Source organism: Streptomyces griseus (assembly GCF_001715295.1).
GTDB lineage: Bacteria > Actinomycetota > Actinomycetes > Streptomycetales > Streptomycetaceae > Streptomyces > Streptomyces griseus_G.
On the sequence record NZ_MDKB01000001.1, the window covers coordinates 722,421 to 738,957 of the forward strand.

At 68.2% G+C, this 16,537-nt stretch carries 10 protein-coding genes; 7 read left to right on the forward strand and 3 right to left on the reverse strand.

Going from position 1 to position 16,537, the window contains the following annotated elements:
• Positions 1 to 767 precede the first annotated feature (767 nt).
• Together BA175_RS02680 and BA175_RS30995 are read left to right on the forward strand one after the other, a co-directional pair.
• Positions 768 to 7,013 carry a DNRLRE domain-containing protein gene (locus BA175_RS02680; protein WP_079159350.1) on the forward strand — a complete coding sequence of 2,082 codons (6,246 nt, stop codon included), beginning with the start codon at positions 768 to 770 and terminating at the stop codon, positions 7,011 to 7,013.
• Positions 7,014 to 7,027: 14 nt separating this feature from the next.
• Positions 7,028 to 7,198: a hypothetical protein gene (locus tag BA175_RS30995; RefSeq protein ID WP_175420728.1), complete on the forward strand. Its 171-nt coding sequence runs from the start codon at positions 7,028 to 7,030 to the stop codon at positions 7,196 to 7,198.
• A gap of 382 nt (positions 7,199 to 7,580) precedes the next feature.
• Here BA175_RS30995 and BA175_RS02685 read toward each other — a convergent pair whose 3' ends face one another.
• Both BA175_RS02685 and BA175_RS02690 read right to left on the reverse strand, forming a co-directional pair.
• On the reverse strand, positions 7,581 to 8,408 hold the full coding sequence (locus BA175_RS02685; RefSeq protein WP_069169563.1) for a glycoside hydrolase domain-containing protein: 828 nt from the start codon (positions 8,406 to 8,408) through the stop codon (positions 7,581 to 7,583).
• A 469-nt stretch (positions 8,409 to 8,877) separates the two neighbouring features.
• Positions 8,878 to 10,818 (reverse strand): ATP-binding cassette domain-containing protein, encoded by a 1,941-nt coding sequence (locus tag BA175_RS02690; RefSeq protein ID WP_069169564.1) that lies wholly within the window; start codon positions 10,816 to 10,818, stop codon positions 8,878 to 8,880.
• A 541-nt stretch (positions 10,819 to 11,359) separates the two neighbouring features.
• On the opposite strand from BA175_RS02690, the gene pcaDC reads away from it, so the two are divergent.
• The 3 genes from pcaDC to BA175_RS02705 are packed head-to-tail and all read left to right on the forward strand — an operon-like array spanning position 11,360 to position 14,156.
• A complete protein-coding gene (gene pcaDC, locus BA175_RS02695) occupies positions 11,360 to 12,661 on the forward strand; it encodes a bifunctional 3-oxoadipate enol-lactonase/4-carboxymuconolactone decarboxylase PcaDC (RefSeq protein ID WP_438947305.1) in 1,302 nt (433 codons plus the stop codon).
• A 12-nt stretch (positions 12,662 to 12,673) separates the two neighbouring features.
• Positions 12,674 to 13,321: an MBL fold metallo-hydrolase gene (locus BA175_RS02700; protein ID WP_069169565.1), complete on the forward strand. Its 648-nt coding sequence runs from the start codon at positions 12,674 to 12,676 to the stop codon at positions 13,319 to 13,321.
• 55 nt (positions 13,322 to 13,376) lie between these two features.
• The gene (locus BA175_RS02705) at positions 13,377 to 14,156 is read left to right on the forward strand and encodes an exodeoxyribonuclease III (protein ID WP_069169566.1); all 780 of its coding nucleotides are present in this window, start codon (positions 13,377 to 13,379) and stop codon (positions 14,154 to 14,156) included.
• Between the two features lie 180 nt (positions 14,157 to 14,336).
• On the opposite strand, the gene BA175_RS02710 is transcribed toward BA175_RS02705, so the two are convergent.
• Positions 14,337 to 15,116, reverse strand: coding sequence for an SDR family NAD(P)-dependent oxidoreductase (locus BA175_RS02710; protein WP_069169567.1), 780 nt, complete (start codon positions 15,114 to 15,116; stop codon positions 14,337 to 14,339).
• Between the two features lie 104 nt (positions 15,117 to 15,220).
• On the opposite strand from BA175_RS02710, the gene BA175_RS02715 reads away from it, so the two are divergent.
• Both BA175_RS02715 and BA175_RS02720 read left to right on the forward strand, forming a co-directional pair.
• On the forward strand, positions 15,221 to 15,682 hold the full coding sequence (locus BA175_RS02715; protein WP_069169568.1) for a DUF6278 family protein: 462 nt from the start codon (positions 15,221 to 15,223) through the stop codon (positions 15,680 to 15,682).
• Positions 15,683 to 15,783: 101 nt separating this feature from the next.
• A complete protein-coding gene (locus BA175_RS02720) occupies positions 15,784 to 16,527 on the forward strand; it encodes an amino acid ABC transporter ATP-binding protein (protein WP_069169569.1) in 744 nt (247 codons plus the stop codon).
• The last annotated feature ends 10 nt before the right edge of the window (positions 16,528 to 16,537 follow it).

Consider the following 16,537-nt stretch of genomic DNA (forward strand, 5'->3'; position numbering starts at 1 on the left):
CGGATGGCCGGGCCGCGAGCGAGATGGGGAGATCCGGTGTGCAAATGTGCGAGGTGGGGTGCTTGCCCCTGGCCGCTGTCGCAGTCCAGCCGTAGCCACGGTGACCACTACCCGGTCCGCATGTCGCGGGTACGGACTTCGACCTTGCCCGTGATGCGAGCGCCCGGGTCCGTCCATGTCAGGCCGAGCATGCTGAACGGCTTCGCGTCCTGACGGCTCGGTGACGCGGCGCTCCCGTTCTGGCTGGTCAGCACCTGTTGGGGGCACGTCTTGGCTTTGATCGGCCTGCTTTGCGTTGGTGCTGGCAGGCCCGTCCGCGCCGCCGGTCGCCCCCTGGAGGATCAGCACTCCCGTCAACCGGGTTACCACGGCCGCGGTCGTGCCCGATGCTGCCTGCACGCAGCCACACCTCTCGCTCCGTCGACCTACCCCCTGTGCCCACGCCGGCTCCTCCGGACGCGCGGGCTCGCCAGAAGGCGCACCGTCAACTGTTAACACCTCTCACCGGAAGCAAAGTTGAAGGTGTCACTCACCAAAACCTGGGTATACGAGCAGATTTGACGACGTGATCGTGACCCAGTTCACAGGGTGCCCTTCTGCTGCACTGTCGATCTTGGGCTCTCTTGTCACGCTTTCCCGTCTTTCCCTTCTCGGTACCTTCACATGTGCACCACATAAGTGATGTGCGCACGGCGATAAATCGAGGGTTGATGACGGTACATATACCCGCCCGATCAGGGCGCGGTCGGCCATGGTCCAGCAGGAGCATGCGCTTCATAGCGGGCACGCTCACGCTGGCCCTGTCGGTCACGCTGATCGACGGTGCGAGTCCGGCGGACGCCGCAGCGTCCAAGGCACCTGCGGCGCCGAAGAAGTCGGCGGCCACTCAAGCAACGGACATCCCCTCTGCTCGGGTCGCCGCGCGACTGTCCGGTAAGCGGGTGGAAGCACTCTCGGAGCGGACCGAGACGTCCACGACCTGGGCCAACAAGGACGGCTCGCTCACCACCGAGCTCGCCGCCGGCCCGATCCGGTTCGAGGACGAAACCACTGGCGGTTGGCGGGACGTCGATCTCGAACTCGTACAGGGCTCTGACGGCTCGGTCGAGCCCGCGGCCCACCCCCGCGGACTGAGGCTTGCGGGCAGGACCGGCACTCCTGCCCGGTCACTCAAGGCGGCGCAGGCGTCCACCGCTACCGAACTTGTGACGCTCGGTGAGGGCGAGCAGCAGATCACCCTGCAGTGGAAGGGCGGCCTGCCCGCGCCGAAGCTGGAGGGAACACGTGCTGAGTACGTCAACGCCGTGCCCGGCGCTGACGTGGTGGTCGAAGCCACCCGTACCGGGTTCGAGCAGTTCGTCGAGATCAAGCAGAAGCCTGCCACCGACGGGTACGCGTACACACTGCCTCTGAAGGCCAAGGGCCTGAAAGCCACGCAACAGGCCGATGGCAGCGTCCTGTTCACCGACAAGAAGAACAAGAAGCAGGCACTCATGCCTGCGCCGGTGATGTGGGACTCCACCGTCGACGAGCGCTCCGGCGAGCACACCCGCCGGGTGCCGGTCGCGATGAAGGTGGTGGCCAAGGGCTCCGGCGTCGACCTGGTGATCACCCCGGACGCGGAGTTCCTCGCCGACCCGGCCACGAAGTACCCGGTGACGGTGGACCCCTCCACCTCGTCCCTGTCCAACGTCTTCGACACCTACGTGCAGCAGGGCGAGACAGTCGACTGGTCCAGCGACGTCGAGCTCGACCTGGGCAATCCGGGAACGAAGAACGCCGACGGCACGCCGCGCACGGCGCAGTCCTTCATCTCCTGGAACACTTCCCCCATCCAGGACGCTCTGGTCCTGGACGCGAAGCTGTCCCTGTGGAACTTCCACTCGGGCAACAACGTGGACTGCAAGGCGTATCCGTGGGAGGTGTGGTCCTCGCCCGCGGCGTCCACGTCCAGCCGGTGGACCAACCGGCCGACGATGACGGCCAAGAAGGCCACCTCCACCGAGACGCGCGGCAATGCCTCGTGCACCACGCAGCCCGACGGGTGGATCAACGCCAACGTCACGACACTTGTCCAGGAGTGGGCGTCGGCCAAGGCCACCCGCGGTCACATGGGGCTGCGGGCCACCGACGAGAGCGTGATCGCCCAGTGGAAGCGGGTCAACTCCGCCAACGCGGCCTCGAACCCTCCGAAGCTGGTGGTCAACTACAACTACCGGCCGCGCACCGGCACCAAGCAGGAAGCCGGCCCGCCCTACTTCTCCTACGGCGGGGCCTACACCGTCAACACGGTCACCCCGACGCTGCGTGACACGTTCGTCGACTCCGACGGTGACAAGGTCAACGGCACCTTCCAGATCTTCGACAACGCCACCAACACCCAGGTCGGCGACGTCATCGTCTCGAAATACGTGCCCTCGGGACAGGTCGCCTCGGTGACCGTCCCTGACGGTGTTCTGGCCAACGGCAAGACGTACAAGTTCCGCACGTCTCCGTATGACGGGGCCCACTACAACGTCGGCTGGTCGGCCTGGAAGACCTTCACCGTCGACACGAAGGCGCCTTCAGCCCCCACCAAGGTGGTCTCCACGGACTACCCGTCGGACAAGTGGGTCAAGGGCGTCGGGCAGGTTGGAACGTTCACGGTCACGCCGCCCGCCACCGATCACCAGTGGCTGGAGTGGAGCCTGGACGAGTCGACCTGGACGAAGGTGGTCACGTCCGGTTCGACGGCCGGCAAGGATCTCGGCATCGCCCCGCCGAAGGATGGCAGCCATACTCTCTTCGTACGGGCGGTGGACAAGGCGGACAACAAATCCGAGGCCGTCGAGTACACCTTCCATGCGGGCCCCGGTGGCTTCGTCCAGCCGGCCGAAGGCGAACGGACGGCACGTCGTCTCCCGCTTGCCGGAGAGGCCGACGCCGCGAAATACAATGCGGTCGCCTTCTCCTGGCGCCGTTCCGAGACAGACGCGTGGACCAGGATCCCTGCCGCCGATGTGACACTCGACGGCGCAGTCCTGCCCTCTTGGCCCACCGCCCTGGCCAACGGCAGAAACAATGGTTTGGTGTGGAACGCCACGCAGACCGTCGACCCCGACGGAGCCATCCAGATCAAGGCCGACTTCACCGGCCCGAACGGTGCTGCCGGCAGCACTGAACCCCTGCCCGTGGTCATCGACCGCAATGCCGACGGTGCCGCGAGCGAGCAGATCGGTCCGGGGCACGCGAACCTTCTCACCGGCGACTACCGCCTCGCCGGCACGGAGGAGACGTACTTCGATCTGTCAGCGAACCGGACCGCCTCCTCCCGCCGCCCGTCAGCAGGCGGACAGCAGGAAGGCCAGGCGGCGATCTTCGGCAAGGAGTGGGTGTCCGGCACCGCAGCCGAGATAACGCAGCTCGGCTACACCCATATCCGCCGCACTTCGAATACCTCCCTCGACGTAGTGCTTGACGACGGCAGCACCGTCTTCTTCACCGCGAAGGCGGGCAGCGCAAACAGCTGGGTCCCTGAGCCCGGCATGGAGTCGTTGACCCTGGAGGGAAGCTTCGTCAGCACCTTCACCCTGAGTGACACCGACGGCACCGAGACTCGCTTCGCCAAGGTCGACAGCGCTGCGGAAACGTGGCAGGTCACCTCGTCAGGTCTGACCGGCATCAGTAACACGTCGACCGATATCGTGTCGGAAGCTGTCGTGGTTGACGGCAAGACGCTGGCTCGCCCCAAGCGAGTGATCGCGGCCCGCAACGCCGTTTCCAATACCGTCTGTGCCGCAACTCCTGCCACCAAGGGATGCCGCGCGCTGGAATTCGTCTACGCGAACTCAAGCACTGCCACAGCCACCACGTTCGGCGACTTCAAGGACCAGGTGAAGGAAATACGCCTGTGGTCGACGGAATCCGGGGCGTCAACCGCCACGTCCAAGGCCGTACAGACCTACTCCTACGACAACACCGGTCGACTGCGTCAGACCTGGAATCCGCAGATCAGCCCTTCGCTCAAGACCGAGTACGGCTACGACAGCGCCGGTCGGGTGAACCGTCTCGTTCCCCCAGGGCAACTGGCCTGGACATTCACCTACGGCAACGCGGGCGGCCCGGCGAGCGGAGAGGGGATGCTGCTGAAGGTCTCTCGACCTGCTCTCCAGACCGGGAGCAAGTCCACCGTTGACGGTGATGCGACGACCTCGCTGGTGTACGACGTGCCGCTGAGCGGTTCGTCCGCCCCCTACGCCATGGACAGCGCGGCGGTGAAGGCATGGGGGCAGGCGGACGCTCCCACCGATGCCACCGCCATCTTCTCGGCCGACTCGGTCCCGACGTCCCACAGAGGGGCCGACCTGACCGCCGACGGTTATGGACGAGCTCAAGTCCTCTATATGAACGCCTCTGCCAGCGAGGTCAACTCCATCGACCAGGCGGGCGGGGTGGAGACGACCCAGTACGATTCCTACGGCAACATCGTTCGTCAGCTCTCCGCCGGAAACCATGCAAGGGCTCTGGGTAAGACGGCGACCGACAAGCAGAAGCTCGAGCAGCTCGGTATCACCGCCCTGACCACGGAAGAGCGCGCGGAACTGCTCTCGGACCGCAGCGTGTTCTCCGCGGACGGCACGCGCGAACTGGAAACCTTCGGTCCCTTGAAGCAGGTGGCCCTTGCCGGCGAGCTCAAGGACGGCAGCACTCTGCTCGTTCCGTCCGGCACCACCGTCTCGGCCCGTCCTTGGACCGTGAACACATACGACGAAGGGCGTCCGACCGACGGCACCGCCACCGTCAAGCACCAGAACACCAGTGTCAGTGTCGGTGCGCAGCTCCGCGACTATCCGGAGCGCCAGGCCGACAAGCGACTGGCCGAGACACGGTTCGACTGGGTGCAAGGTGTTCCGACTTCCACGGTGGAGGATCCCGGCGGGCTCGACATCGTTCACCGAACGGAGTACGACGGCGCCGGACGCGCCGTCAAGACGTTGAGTCCCGGATCCACCGGTGCGGACGCGGCCGCAACAATCGACGAGTACTACACCGGCGAAGGCACAGGCCCCTGCCAGGGCAGGCCCGAGTGGAAGGACCAACTGTGCCGCACCCGACCTGCAGGAGCCATCACGGGCGGCGGCAGCAATCCGTCGGGACTGGTCACCAAGACCTTCGAATACGGCTTCTTCAACCAGCTGACCAAGACGACCGAAACGGCCAACGGGACCACCCGGGTCACGACCACCAGTCACGACGGCGCTGGCAGGCCCACCAAGGTGGAGTTCAGCGGAGGCGTCGGCGAACCGGTCGAAGCCACCACGGTCGAGTACGTGGCAACTACGGGCGCTGAAAGCAAGACCGTCACCGCGGGCGGCGGCACGATCACGAAGGAGTACGACGACCTCGGCCGCCTCGTGTCGTACACGGATGCCGACGGCGGCACCACCACGACGACGTACGACAAGCTCGACCGGCCGGTGAAGGTGTCCGACTCCGTCCCTTCGACCACTACGTACACCTACGACCACACCAAGGAGCCTCGTGGTCTGGCCGTCTCCATGACCGACTCGGTCGCCGGTACCTTCGCCGCCGAGTACGACGTGGACGGAGACGTAGTCAAGGAGACGCTGCCCGGCGGCTACACCATGCTGCAGGACTCCGGCCAGACCGGCCCTGCTAGCCGTTCCTACACGCGGAACTCCGACAGCACGCTGCTCATCTCCGACTCGGCGACGGAAACCATCCACGGCCAGTGGCTCGATCACTCGGGCGGAGCCGGACAGGGCGAGACCCAGGACTACGGCTACGACGCGATCGGTCGCCTCACCACTGTCGCCGACACTGCGGAGAGCACCTGCACGCGCCGCAGCTACGGGTTCGACAAGCGCACCAACCGCACCACGCTGAGCACGGCCGTGGGGACGCCCGGTACCGATTGCCCCACCAGCGGGGGAACGACCAAAACGTCCGCCTACGACTCCGCCGACCGTATCGTCGACAGCGGATACGTCTACGACTCCTTCGGCCGCACCACCTCCGCACCCGGCGGAGTCGGCGTGACCTACTACGCCAACGACCTCGTCCGTCAGCAGACCGTCGGCACCAGCCGACAGACCTGGACACTCGACCCGGCCAAGCGTTTCCGCGGGTGGACCACCGAGTCCAACTCGTCAGGCACCTGGACGCAGACCTCCACCAGAACCAACCACTACGGCAACGACTCCGACAGCCCTCGGTGGATCAGCGGCGCTACCGCTGCCGAGCTGACCCGCATGGTGCCGGGTCTGAGCGGCGGCATGTCCGCAACCACTGGCGCCTCGGGCGCGGTGATACTCCAGTTCGCCAACCTGCACGGCGACATCAACCTCGCTCTTCCGACAGCGAGCGGCGCAGCCCCGATCGTCCTGTCCTCCGACGAATACGGAAACACGCGAGGGAGCAACACCGGCTCCCGATATCAGTGGCTCGGTGCATCTCAGCGATCGGCGCAGACCCCCAGCGGCATGGTGCTGATGGGTGTGCGGCTCTACAGCCCGGCCAGCGGCCGCTTCCTGTCCGTTGACCCCGTACGCGGTGGAAGCCGCAACGCATACGAGTACGCCGCCGGCAACCCCCTCACGAACGTCGACCTCGACGGCCGGAAGGTCTACCGCTACAGTCAGCGGACGGTCTACCGGTCCTGGGGCAAGGTCGTCCTCAAGAAGTGGACGAACAAGAACAATCTGCGCCGCACCTACAGCACCACGTACAAGCTGAACAGGCTGTGGACGGGCAGGGTCGCCGATTACGGGTTCGTCCCCGCCGGCATCGCAGGTATTGTTGCGATGATCTTCCCGCACCCGGCCGTCATCGCGGTGTGCGCAATCATCGCCGGAGCGTCGATAGCCATCCAGGCGATAGCCATCTCCGCACGTAGACGCGGGCAATGCCTCAACTTCTACAGCCGGACGACCCTTGTGTACAGGAAGACGTTCGGCTGGACGCACTTCCTCTACTTCTACGGCTACGCCTACCCCTGGAGGGGAAGTTGCTAGGAGAAAAAATCTCATTGACGACGGCCACGACCGTCACGGTCATCCTGGCCGCCGCCGGGCTCCTTGCCGCGGCGTTCTGGGGCCTCCGTGAAGGTGCCGGAATCCTGCTGGTCGCTGCGATCTGGGCGGCTGTGGCCTGGCGGGCACGCCGGCGGATGAAGTCCCGGCCAACGGCCGCCGAGTGATCAGCAAACCCGGATGATTGACTGCTGAGCGAATCGGCAAGCAGTATCGTTCGCAAGGGCCCGTCAGCATGCTGACGGGCCCTTGGGGTGCACTGTGGCTGACCTATCGTCCAGCCGATACCCATCCCGGCTCCAAGGGCTGTCCCGCAATTCCCGGTGGATCAGCGTGCGGCGTCGGATGCGGGGCATCGCACAGCGGAGGGACGTCCGCATACGGGATGTATGGGGACGTCCTGACAACGCGGCGAGGTGCCGTAGCTGTCGTCGCGCGCCCGCCGGGAATTGCGGGACAGCCGTTAGCCATATGCACCAGCAGTCAAGTCGGCTGTCCCACCCGGCTGGCCTCCCCCGACCAGCCGGGGGCCTGCTTGGTCGGAGCTTCTCAGCCGATGATGGCGACCGGGGCGTCCCAGGCGTTACGGTCGACTGTGATGGTGTAACCGCCCCGCGTTTCCTTGCTGTTGACCATGTACTGGTGGCCGCGGCTGTGGTTGGTGTACTGAGCGGGGTTCCACGGCCAGTCGGTGGTGGTCGTGTTCTTCTTGTCCCACAGCGCGTACCAGAGGTTGCCTGGCAGGTCCGTCTTGTTCGGGGCGGTGGCGACGGCCTTGGCGCTGGAGCTGCTGAAGCCGTAGAGGCCGCCGCGGTAGGTTGCGTTCCGCAGCGTTTTGGTGAAGGAGCGCACGTAGGTGAGAGTGGCGTCGTTGCACGCCTTGTCGGTGATGTCGTACGACTCCATGTTCAGGTAGATCGGACTGCCGGCCTTCATCCCGAGGGCTGATGCCTTGGCAACCGCGTCCTTCGCGTTACTCGCACCGACGGAGGCCGCCGTGGAAGCGGTGAACCTTTCCGGGTTCGCGCTCTTCTGGCAGGGCGGCTGCGCGCCGACGTAAAGCGGTATGAGCTTCCAACCGGTGGAGTTGACCGACTTCACCCAGGACTTGGTCAGGTTGGGCTGGGCGCAGCCACGGTTCTTGCCGCCGATGTAGACAGCGGCGGCGCCGTAGAACTTCGTGTTCCACGCTTTCATCGCCGCGAGGGAGGGCGCAGTGCACGTATCGAACGCGCGACCGGTGTAGGTCTTCTGCGCAGGCCACACGGTGGCCGCCATGGATGTCTGTGCTGCGATCCCGGCGCCCGCAGTGACGACGACACCCGTCGCCGCCCAGGCGATGTAGCGGCCCTTTTTGGACAGTCGATGACTGGACAATCCCACCCCATTCGTATGGCAGCCGACGGCTGCCGTGAATCCGACGCATCTGCAGAGGACGGCTTGTGCTACCCCGCAACTCGCCCGCAGTACGAGTGCAGCGTCTCTGCGTGGTGGCGCCGCCTCCGTCTCGGATGCCCGAAGCGGATCGCAGAATAGCCGACGTCCGTATGGCGAGGGTGGCCAGCTTCGCGGGGGTTCGGTTGGCGGCTGCACCGACGCCGGCGCAAGTCCGTATGCAATCGACAGTCGTGATTCCGACAAGTGACCTGCCTCAGGACTGTCCCGCAATTCCCGGCGGGCGTGCGACAGGTGTCCGCCAGGGGCGAGTACCTTCCCGCTCGCCAGGTGCAGCACGTGCAGGACGCGGTCGTGCGGGTCGACGACGACCGCGCCGCAGGCAAGGGAGCATCGGGAGCGAAGCGGTGTCTGCGCCTGGCAGACCGGTGGCCTCGCGTGGGACGGGTGATCAAGGGGTGTCGCCGCTCATCCGCCGCTGCAGCTCCCACAGCGTCCGGAAGAGCCCCGGCTCCTGGGTGAGCTGGGCGTAGGTGCCTTCCTGGACGATCCGTCCCTCGTCCAGGACAACGATCCGGTCGGCGATGGCCACATTGGTGAGCCGGTGTGTGATCAGGAGGACGGAGCGGTCCTTGGCGAGTTCGCGCAGGCCGGAGAAGATCCGGTGCTCGGCACGGGCGTCGAGGGCAGCCGTGGGCTCGTCCATCACCAGGAGTGCCGCCTGCCGGTGGAAGGCGCGGGTGAGTACCAGCCGCTGCCACTGCCCGCCGGAGAGCTGCTGCCCACCGAACCACTCGCTGGTCAGGAGGGTGTTCAGGCCGGAACGGAGGCCCGGCAGCATCTCCGCGGCGCCGGATGCCTCGCACGCGGCGAGCAGAGCGGCGTCGCTGGTGTCGCCCTGGCCGAAGGTGATGTTGTCGCGCATGGTCAGCGGCAGGTAGGTGAACTTCTGCGGGACCAGAGCGACGTGCTCCCACGCCCCCCACGGGTCCAGGTCGGCTGTGGAGGCGTGGTCCCAGGCCACTTCGCCCTCGGTGGGAAGCAGCAACCCGCACAGCAGGCGGGAGAGGGTCGACTTGCCGGAGCCGTTCTCCCCGACCAGCGCCACGATCTCGCCGCGCCGCACGTGGAGGGAGACGTTGCTCAGGCTGTCCTTCGGGGCTCCGTCGTAGCGGTAGGTGACGTCGCGGACCTCGAAGCGCTCCGGAACAGCAGGGAGGGTGGCGGTGCCGCGGGAGTCGGCCATGGCCTGGCCGTGGGCGCTGTCGAGGAACCGCTGCCAGTCCTGGACGTACCAGCCGGTGCGTACCAGGCGGGCTCCTCCGTTGATGATGCCGCGTACGGATCCGGTGGCCGTCTGGAGGGCGAAGACGGCGCCACCCCCGGCGGCCAGGCTCATGCGGCCGGAGGCCAGGAGCCACAGCAGGGCCGCCCACACCGCCATCGAGGCGATCCCGCCGGCGAGAGCGCCGGCCAGTCCCATCCAGGCGCCGGTGTTCGCTGCCTTACGTTCGGCCGTGTTGACCGAGGCGGCCAGCTTCCGGTACCGGCTTGTCAGGAAGGGGCCGGCCAGGCAGGCACGCATCTCCTCGCTGGATTCCATGTAGGCCATGTGCCAGCGCAGTTTGCCCAGCATCCGGCGCCGCCCGGAGGTCTCCAGCCCGGCCAGGTAGATCACCCGCGCGGAACGGACGTACGCGGCGGCCTGCGGCAGGCACGCGAGGAAGAGCAGAGGGAGGAGAACCGGGTCCAGGACGGTGAGAACGGCTGCGCCGGCCGCGAGTGTCGCGGTCGCCGCGATGACGTCCTGGGCCTCCTCCACGAGGTCAGGGGTGACCTGCGCGCCACGGTCGGCGATGTCGTAGGCGTCGTTGTAGCCGGGCTTGTTGTTGGCGGCCAGTTCCGCGCCGAGTGCGGCCTCGATCATCGTCAGCTCCGCTGCCCGGCCGAGTACCGGGCGCAGTCGCCCGGTCAGCCAGACGACCGCGATGCCCAGCAGTGCGCGCAGCCCGGTGGCGGCGGCGATGACGGTCAGCTGCGGGGCTGCGTCCCACAGCCGCTCGGTGATGTCGCCCGAGGAGATCAGGGCGGTGATCGTGCCCGTGACGGCCAGGAGGCCGAGGGCGGCCAGGACACCCGTCCCGATCTGGCACACCAGTAGTCCGACGGTGGCGCCTCGGTCCACCCGCCAGGCCATCTCCACCGAGCGTCGTACGAGTGAGGGGAGACGTCGTGCCATGGTGCGGGAGGTCAGCTGGGATCCGGCCTGGAGCCGTGACTCGTCGCGGTAGAGGTACTCCTCTTCTCGAACACCGGTCTCTTGCGGCTCGTCGTCCGGCGCGGATCCCTTCGGTGGTTGCGGCGGCTGGTCCTGTGTAACGGCCGAGGTCATCGTTCCCCCTAGGACGGTCACTGCGGCAGAGTCGTGAGGTCCAACGACGCGGACGCGATATCGAACACACGTCATTCGGCCGTGCTGGGAAGCCCGCTGCTTCCTGCGTGAGGAACCCTGCACGTGCGGGAGCCCTGGTCCGGCTGGGAACGGCTCGGGGCGGAAAGTGGCCGAAACGCCGACACCGCCGTGCGGCGGCGCCGGACGATCCGGCAGCCGCCCCCGGCCGGTTCCGCTCCAGGCGGGAATCCGGTGCGGTCTGCAGCGCCCTTTCCAGCTCCGCACCGGAGTGCGGGACCGCGCCCGTCAGTGCCTCGTGGTGGTGGGCGGGCCGCGTCTCAGCAAGCCAGGTCAGGTGTCACCTGTCCGTGCAGCAGTCCCGTGTGCCCGACCCCTTGCCCGCTCGTCGGGCCGGGCACAGCGACGTCCGCACGACCAAGCGCTGGTACGTGAAGCCGGATGTGGAGAATCTACGGCCGGCCGCGGATACGTGGGGAGAACTGGCGAGTGCCTCGGCCCCCGCCCACGAAGCCGATGTGAGATGTGGGAGCGTGAGCGGGTGAGCGAGAAGAACCTTGAAACCATGCAATACCGCTTCGACGGGCCGGAGGACGCACCGGTCCTGATTCTGGGGCCCTCCCTCGGTACCTCCTGGCACATGTGGGACCGGCAGATACCCGAGCTCTCGAAGCACTGGAGGATCTTCCGGTACGACCTGCCGGGTCACGGCGGGGCCCCCGCCCACCCCGCCGTTTCGGTCGCCGACCTCGCCGACCGCCTGCTGGCCACGCTGGACAGCGTCGGCGTCCAGCGCTTCGGGTACGCCGGCTGCTCCATCGGCGGCGCCGTCGGTGCCGTCCTCGCCCTGCGCCACCCGCACCGGGTCGCCTCGCTGGCCCTGGTCGCGGCCTCGCCCCGCTTCGGGAGCGCCGACGAGTTCCGCCAGCGCGGCGTGGTGGTCCGCACCAACGGCCTGGAGCCCATCGCGCGCGCCGTGCCCGCACGCTGGTTCACCCCTGGTTTCGTCGCCGCCCAGCAGGCCATCGTCGAGTGGTCCGTGCAGATGGTGCGCACCACCGACCCCGGCTGCTACATCGCCGCCTGCGAGGCCCTGGCCGCCTTCGACATCCGGGCGGAGCTGCCCCGCATCGGCGTGCCGACCCTCGTCCTGGTCGGCGCGGAGGACAAGGTCACCGGGCCGGCGGAGGCCCGGACGCTCGTGGCGGGCATCCCCGACTCCCGGCTGGCCCTGGTCCCCGGCGCGTCCCACCTGTGCCCCGTCGAGCAGCCGGCGGCCGTCACCGACCTGCTCCTCATGCATTTCTCGACGTCCTGGCAGGACACCCTGGCGTCGATCCCCGTACTGCCCGCACAGGGGGGTACCGCCTCGTTCGTCCCGGTGGTGCCGGTGGCCGAGATCGCCCCCGCGCCCGTCATCCCCGAGGCCGCCCCCGCAGGAGTCCGCGACCTGTACGAGAGCGGGATGAAGGTCCGGCGCGAGGTGCTGGGCGATGCCCACGTCGACGCCGCGACGGCGGCGTCCGACGACTTCACCGACGACTTCCAGAACCTCGTCACCCGGTACGCCTGGGGTGAGGTCTGGTCCCGGGAGGGTCTCGACCGAAAGGCCCGGAGCTGCGTCACGCTGGCCGCGGTCGTCAGCTCCGGACACCTCGGAAGCCTTGCGCAGCACGTCCGGGCCGCGCTGCGCAACGGACTCACACCCCCGGAGATCAAGGAGGTGCTGCTGCAGACCGCCGTCTACTGCGGGATCCCCGCCGCCGGCGCCGCCTTCACCGTCGCGCAGTCCGTGATCCAGGAGGAAACGACCCCGCCGGCGTAGCAGGATGGACCCATGAACGCCTCGTCTCTCACACTCACCAAGAAGAAGCACTCCTGCGTCCGACTGGAGCGCAACGGGCAGTCGCTCGTCATCGACCCCGGCGGCTTCTCCGAGGAGGACGCCACGGTAGGCGCCGAGGTGATCCTGGTGACCCACGAACATCCGGACCACTTCAGCGAGGCCCGGATCCGCGCCGCGATGGAGGCCGGCCCGGCGGTGCACCTGTGGACCCTGCGGAGCGTGGCCGAACAGCTCTCGCCGGCCTTCCCGGGGCGGGTCCACACCGTCGGCCACGGTGACACGTTCTCGGCGGCAGGGTTCGACGTGCAGGTGCACGGCGAACTGCACGCGGTGATCCATCCGGACATCCCCAGGATCACCAACATCGGTTTCCTCGTGGACGGTTCGGTCTTCCACCCGGGCGACGCGCTCACCGTGCCCGACCGGCCGGTGGACACGCTGATGCTGCCGGTCATGGCCCCCTGGAACAAGATCTCCGAGGTCATCGACTACGTACGGGAGGTGAAGCCCCGGCGTGCGATCGACATCCACGACGCCCTCCTCACCGACCTCGCCCGCCCGATCTACGACGCGCAGATCGGCAGCCTCGGCGGCGCGGACCACCGCCGGATGACCCCGGGGGACGCCGCCCGGCTCTGAAGCGGTGCGCCCCCGCTCCGGGCCGGCTGTCGGTGCGAGCCGCTAGGTTTGAGCTATGCGTATCGCCACCTGGAACGTCAATTCGATCACCGCCCGGCTCCCGAGGATGCTCGCCTGGCTGGAGAGCAGCGGCACGGACGTGCTGTGCGTCCAGGAGACCAAGTGCACGCTCGAGCAGTTCCCGGCCGACGAGCTGCGGGAGCTGGGCTACGAGAGCGCGGTCAACGCCACGGGCCGGTGGAACGGCGTCGCGCTGCTCTCCCGGGTCGGTCTCGCCGACGTCGTCACCGGTCTCCCCGACGGCCCCGCTTACGAGGGCGTGCAGGAGCCCCGGGCGATCGCGGCGACCTGCGGCCCGGCCCGCGTCTGGTCGGTCTACGTGCCCAACGGCCGCGAGGTCGGGCACGACCACTACGCGTACAAGCTGCGCTGGCTGGAGGCGCTCCGCAAGGCCGTCGCCGCGGACGCCGCCGCCGAGCTGCCCTTCGCGGTCCTCGGCGACTTCAACATCGCGCCGACGGACGAGGACGTCTGGGACCCGGCGCTCTTCGAGGGCGCCACGCACGTCACCGACGCCGAGCGCGCCGCTCTGGCCGCGCTCCGGGCGGAGGGCCTGTCCGACGTGATGCCGCGCCCGCTGAAGTACGACCGGCCGTACACGTACTGGGACTACCGCCAGCTCGGCTTCCCGAAGAACCGCGGTATGCGGATCGACCTGGTCCTGGGGAACGCCCCGTTCGCGGCCGCCGTCGCGGACGGCTACGTCGATCGCGAGGAGCGCAAGGGCAAGGGTGCCTCCGACCACGCACCGGTGGTCGTGGACCTCGACCTCTGACGGCCCCGCGCCGCGCCCGGCCGGAGGCCGGCGTCCTTGCGTGGCCTCGCCTCCGTCCGCACGCGGTGACCACTCACAGCGAGCAGCGACGAGTCCGGCCGGGCGAGGGCGTCCCGGCGTTGCGGCCCGCGGGCGGCGAGGGCCGCGAGTCCCTGTGTGCGTACGTGAGCCGGGACCGGCTCAGTGCACGGAGAACCCGCCGTCCACGAAGACCGACTGTCCGGTGACGTACGACGACGCGGCGCTCGCCAGGAAGACCGCGGCTCCCGCGAAGTCCTCCGCCAGGCCGTTGCGTCCCACCATGGTGCGCGCGGCCAGCGCCGCCACCCGGTCCGGATCGGACGACAGCCGCTCGTTGAGCGGCGTCATCACGAACCCCGGCACCAGGGTGTTGCAGGTGACGCCGTGCGGCGACCACGCCTCGGCCTGCGAGCGGGCCAGCGACTCCAGCGCGCCCTTGGAGACCCCGTACGCCCCACTGTGCACGAACGCCCGGTGCGCCTGCTGCGAGGTGATGTGGATGATCCGCCCGTACCCCCGCTCGGCCATGCCCGGCCCGTACCGCTGCCCCAGGAGGTAGGGGGCCTTGAGGTTCACCGCCATGGTGGTGTCCCAGACCTCCTCGTCCAGCTCGCCCATCGGCGGACGCAGGTTGATTCCCGCACAGTTGACCAGGATGTCCGGTTCCCCGAATACCTCGGCCGCTCTGTCGCCGGCCTCCCGTGCGCCGTCGCCGCTCCCCAGGTCGGCGCTCACCCAGGCCGCCCGGCAGCCCTCGGCGGTGAGTTCGCCGGCCGCACGCGACAGCTCGGCCTCCCTGCGCGCCACGAGCACCACGCTCGCTCCCGCGTGGGCGAGCGCCCCGGCGACACCCCGGCCGATGCCGGAGCTGCCGCCGGTCACCACGGCGACCCGGCCGTCCAGCGAGAAGAGTTCGGAGAGATAGTCGCGCGACGTCATCTCCGCAGCCTACGGGCTGTTCCCGCGCACCCGGCCCCGGGTCCCGGTCCCGAACGTCGCGCGCCCTGTGGTGCGGAGGCCGCCCGGGATGGGACCCTTGTGGCATGAACATCCCTTTCCTGGACAACTGGCGCAAGCGCCAGGACGGTACACAGGGGGTGGCTCTCGCAGCCGCCGTCGAGACCGATCCGGACGGCGTGGCCGAACTGCTCGCGGAATGCGAACTCCTGCGGGCCCGCGCGGCACAGTGCGGTCTCGAACTCGACGACAGCCCGGCCTCGTTGTCCGCGCTCGACCAGCTCCCGCCGCTGTGGCGCGACGACCCCGAGGAGCTTCCCTGGCTGGGTAACGACGCCGGCCTCTACCTCGGTACCGTCCTCGTACGCACCGTTCCCGGTGCCGTGTGGGACATCCTCGCCGGGAGGAAGCTCGTGGTGCGGCTGGCCTCGGGGCGCGAGATCGATGTCGTCGCGGCCGGTCTGGACTGGGCGATGACGGGCAGCCCCGAGCTGTCCGAGATGTACGCGGAGTCGGCCGAGAGCGGGCCGAGCGGCAAAACGCGATAAGCAGCCTTATGTGCTGCCGGTGCGTGTCGGCTCCTAAGTACCGGTCCGGCCTGGATAGTTTGCGCTGACCTCGGCACAGCGAAAAGTGGGTAGGGCAGCGTATGGCAGTCGATCCGTTGATCGAGCTGCGGGACGTCAACAAGTACTTCGGGAAGTTGCACGTCCTGCAGGACATCAATCTCACCGTCGGCCGCGGGGAGGTGGTGGTGGTCATCGGCCCCTCCGGATCGGGCAAATCCACGCTCTGCCGGACGATCAACAGACTCGAGACGATCCAGTCCGGTCACATCGCCATCGACGGGAAGCCCCTCCCGGAGGAGGGGAAGGGACTCGCCCAGCTCCGGGCCGAAGTCGGCATGGTCTTCCAGTCGTTCAACCTGTTCGCGCACAAGACCGTGCTGGCCAACGTCTCGCTCGCCCAGCTCAAGGTCCGCAAGCGCGGGAAGGAGGAGGCGGACCGGCGCTCCCGCGAACTGCTGGAGCGGGTCGGACTGGCCTCCCAGGCGGACAAGCTGCCCGCACAGCTCTCCGGAGGGCAGCAGCAGCGCGTCGCCATCGCCCGCGCCCTGGCCATGGATCCGAAGGCCCTCCTCTTCGACGAGCCCACCTCGGCGCTCGACCCGGAGATGATCAACGAGGTGCTGGAGGTGATGCGCCAGCTCGCCCGCGAGGGCATGACCATGGTGGTCGTCACCCACGAGATGGGGTTCGCCAGGTCGGCCGCCAACCGCGTGGTGTTCATGGCCGACGGCCGCATCGTCGAGGACCGCACGCCGGAGGAATTCTTCACCGCTCCCGAGAGCGACCGCGCCAAGGACTTCCTGTCCAAGATCCTCAAGCACTGACAGGGGCACC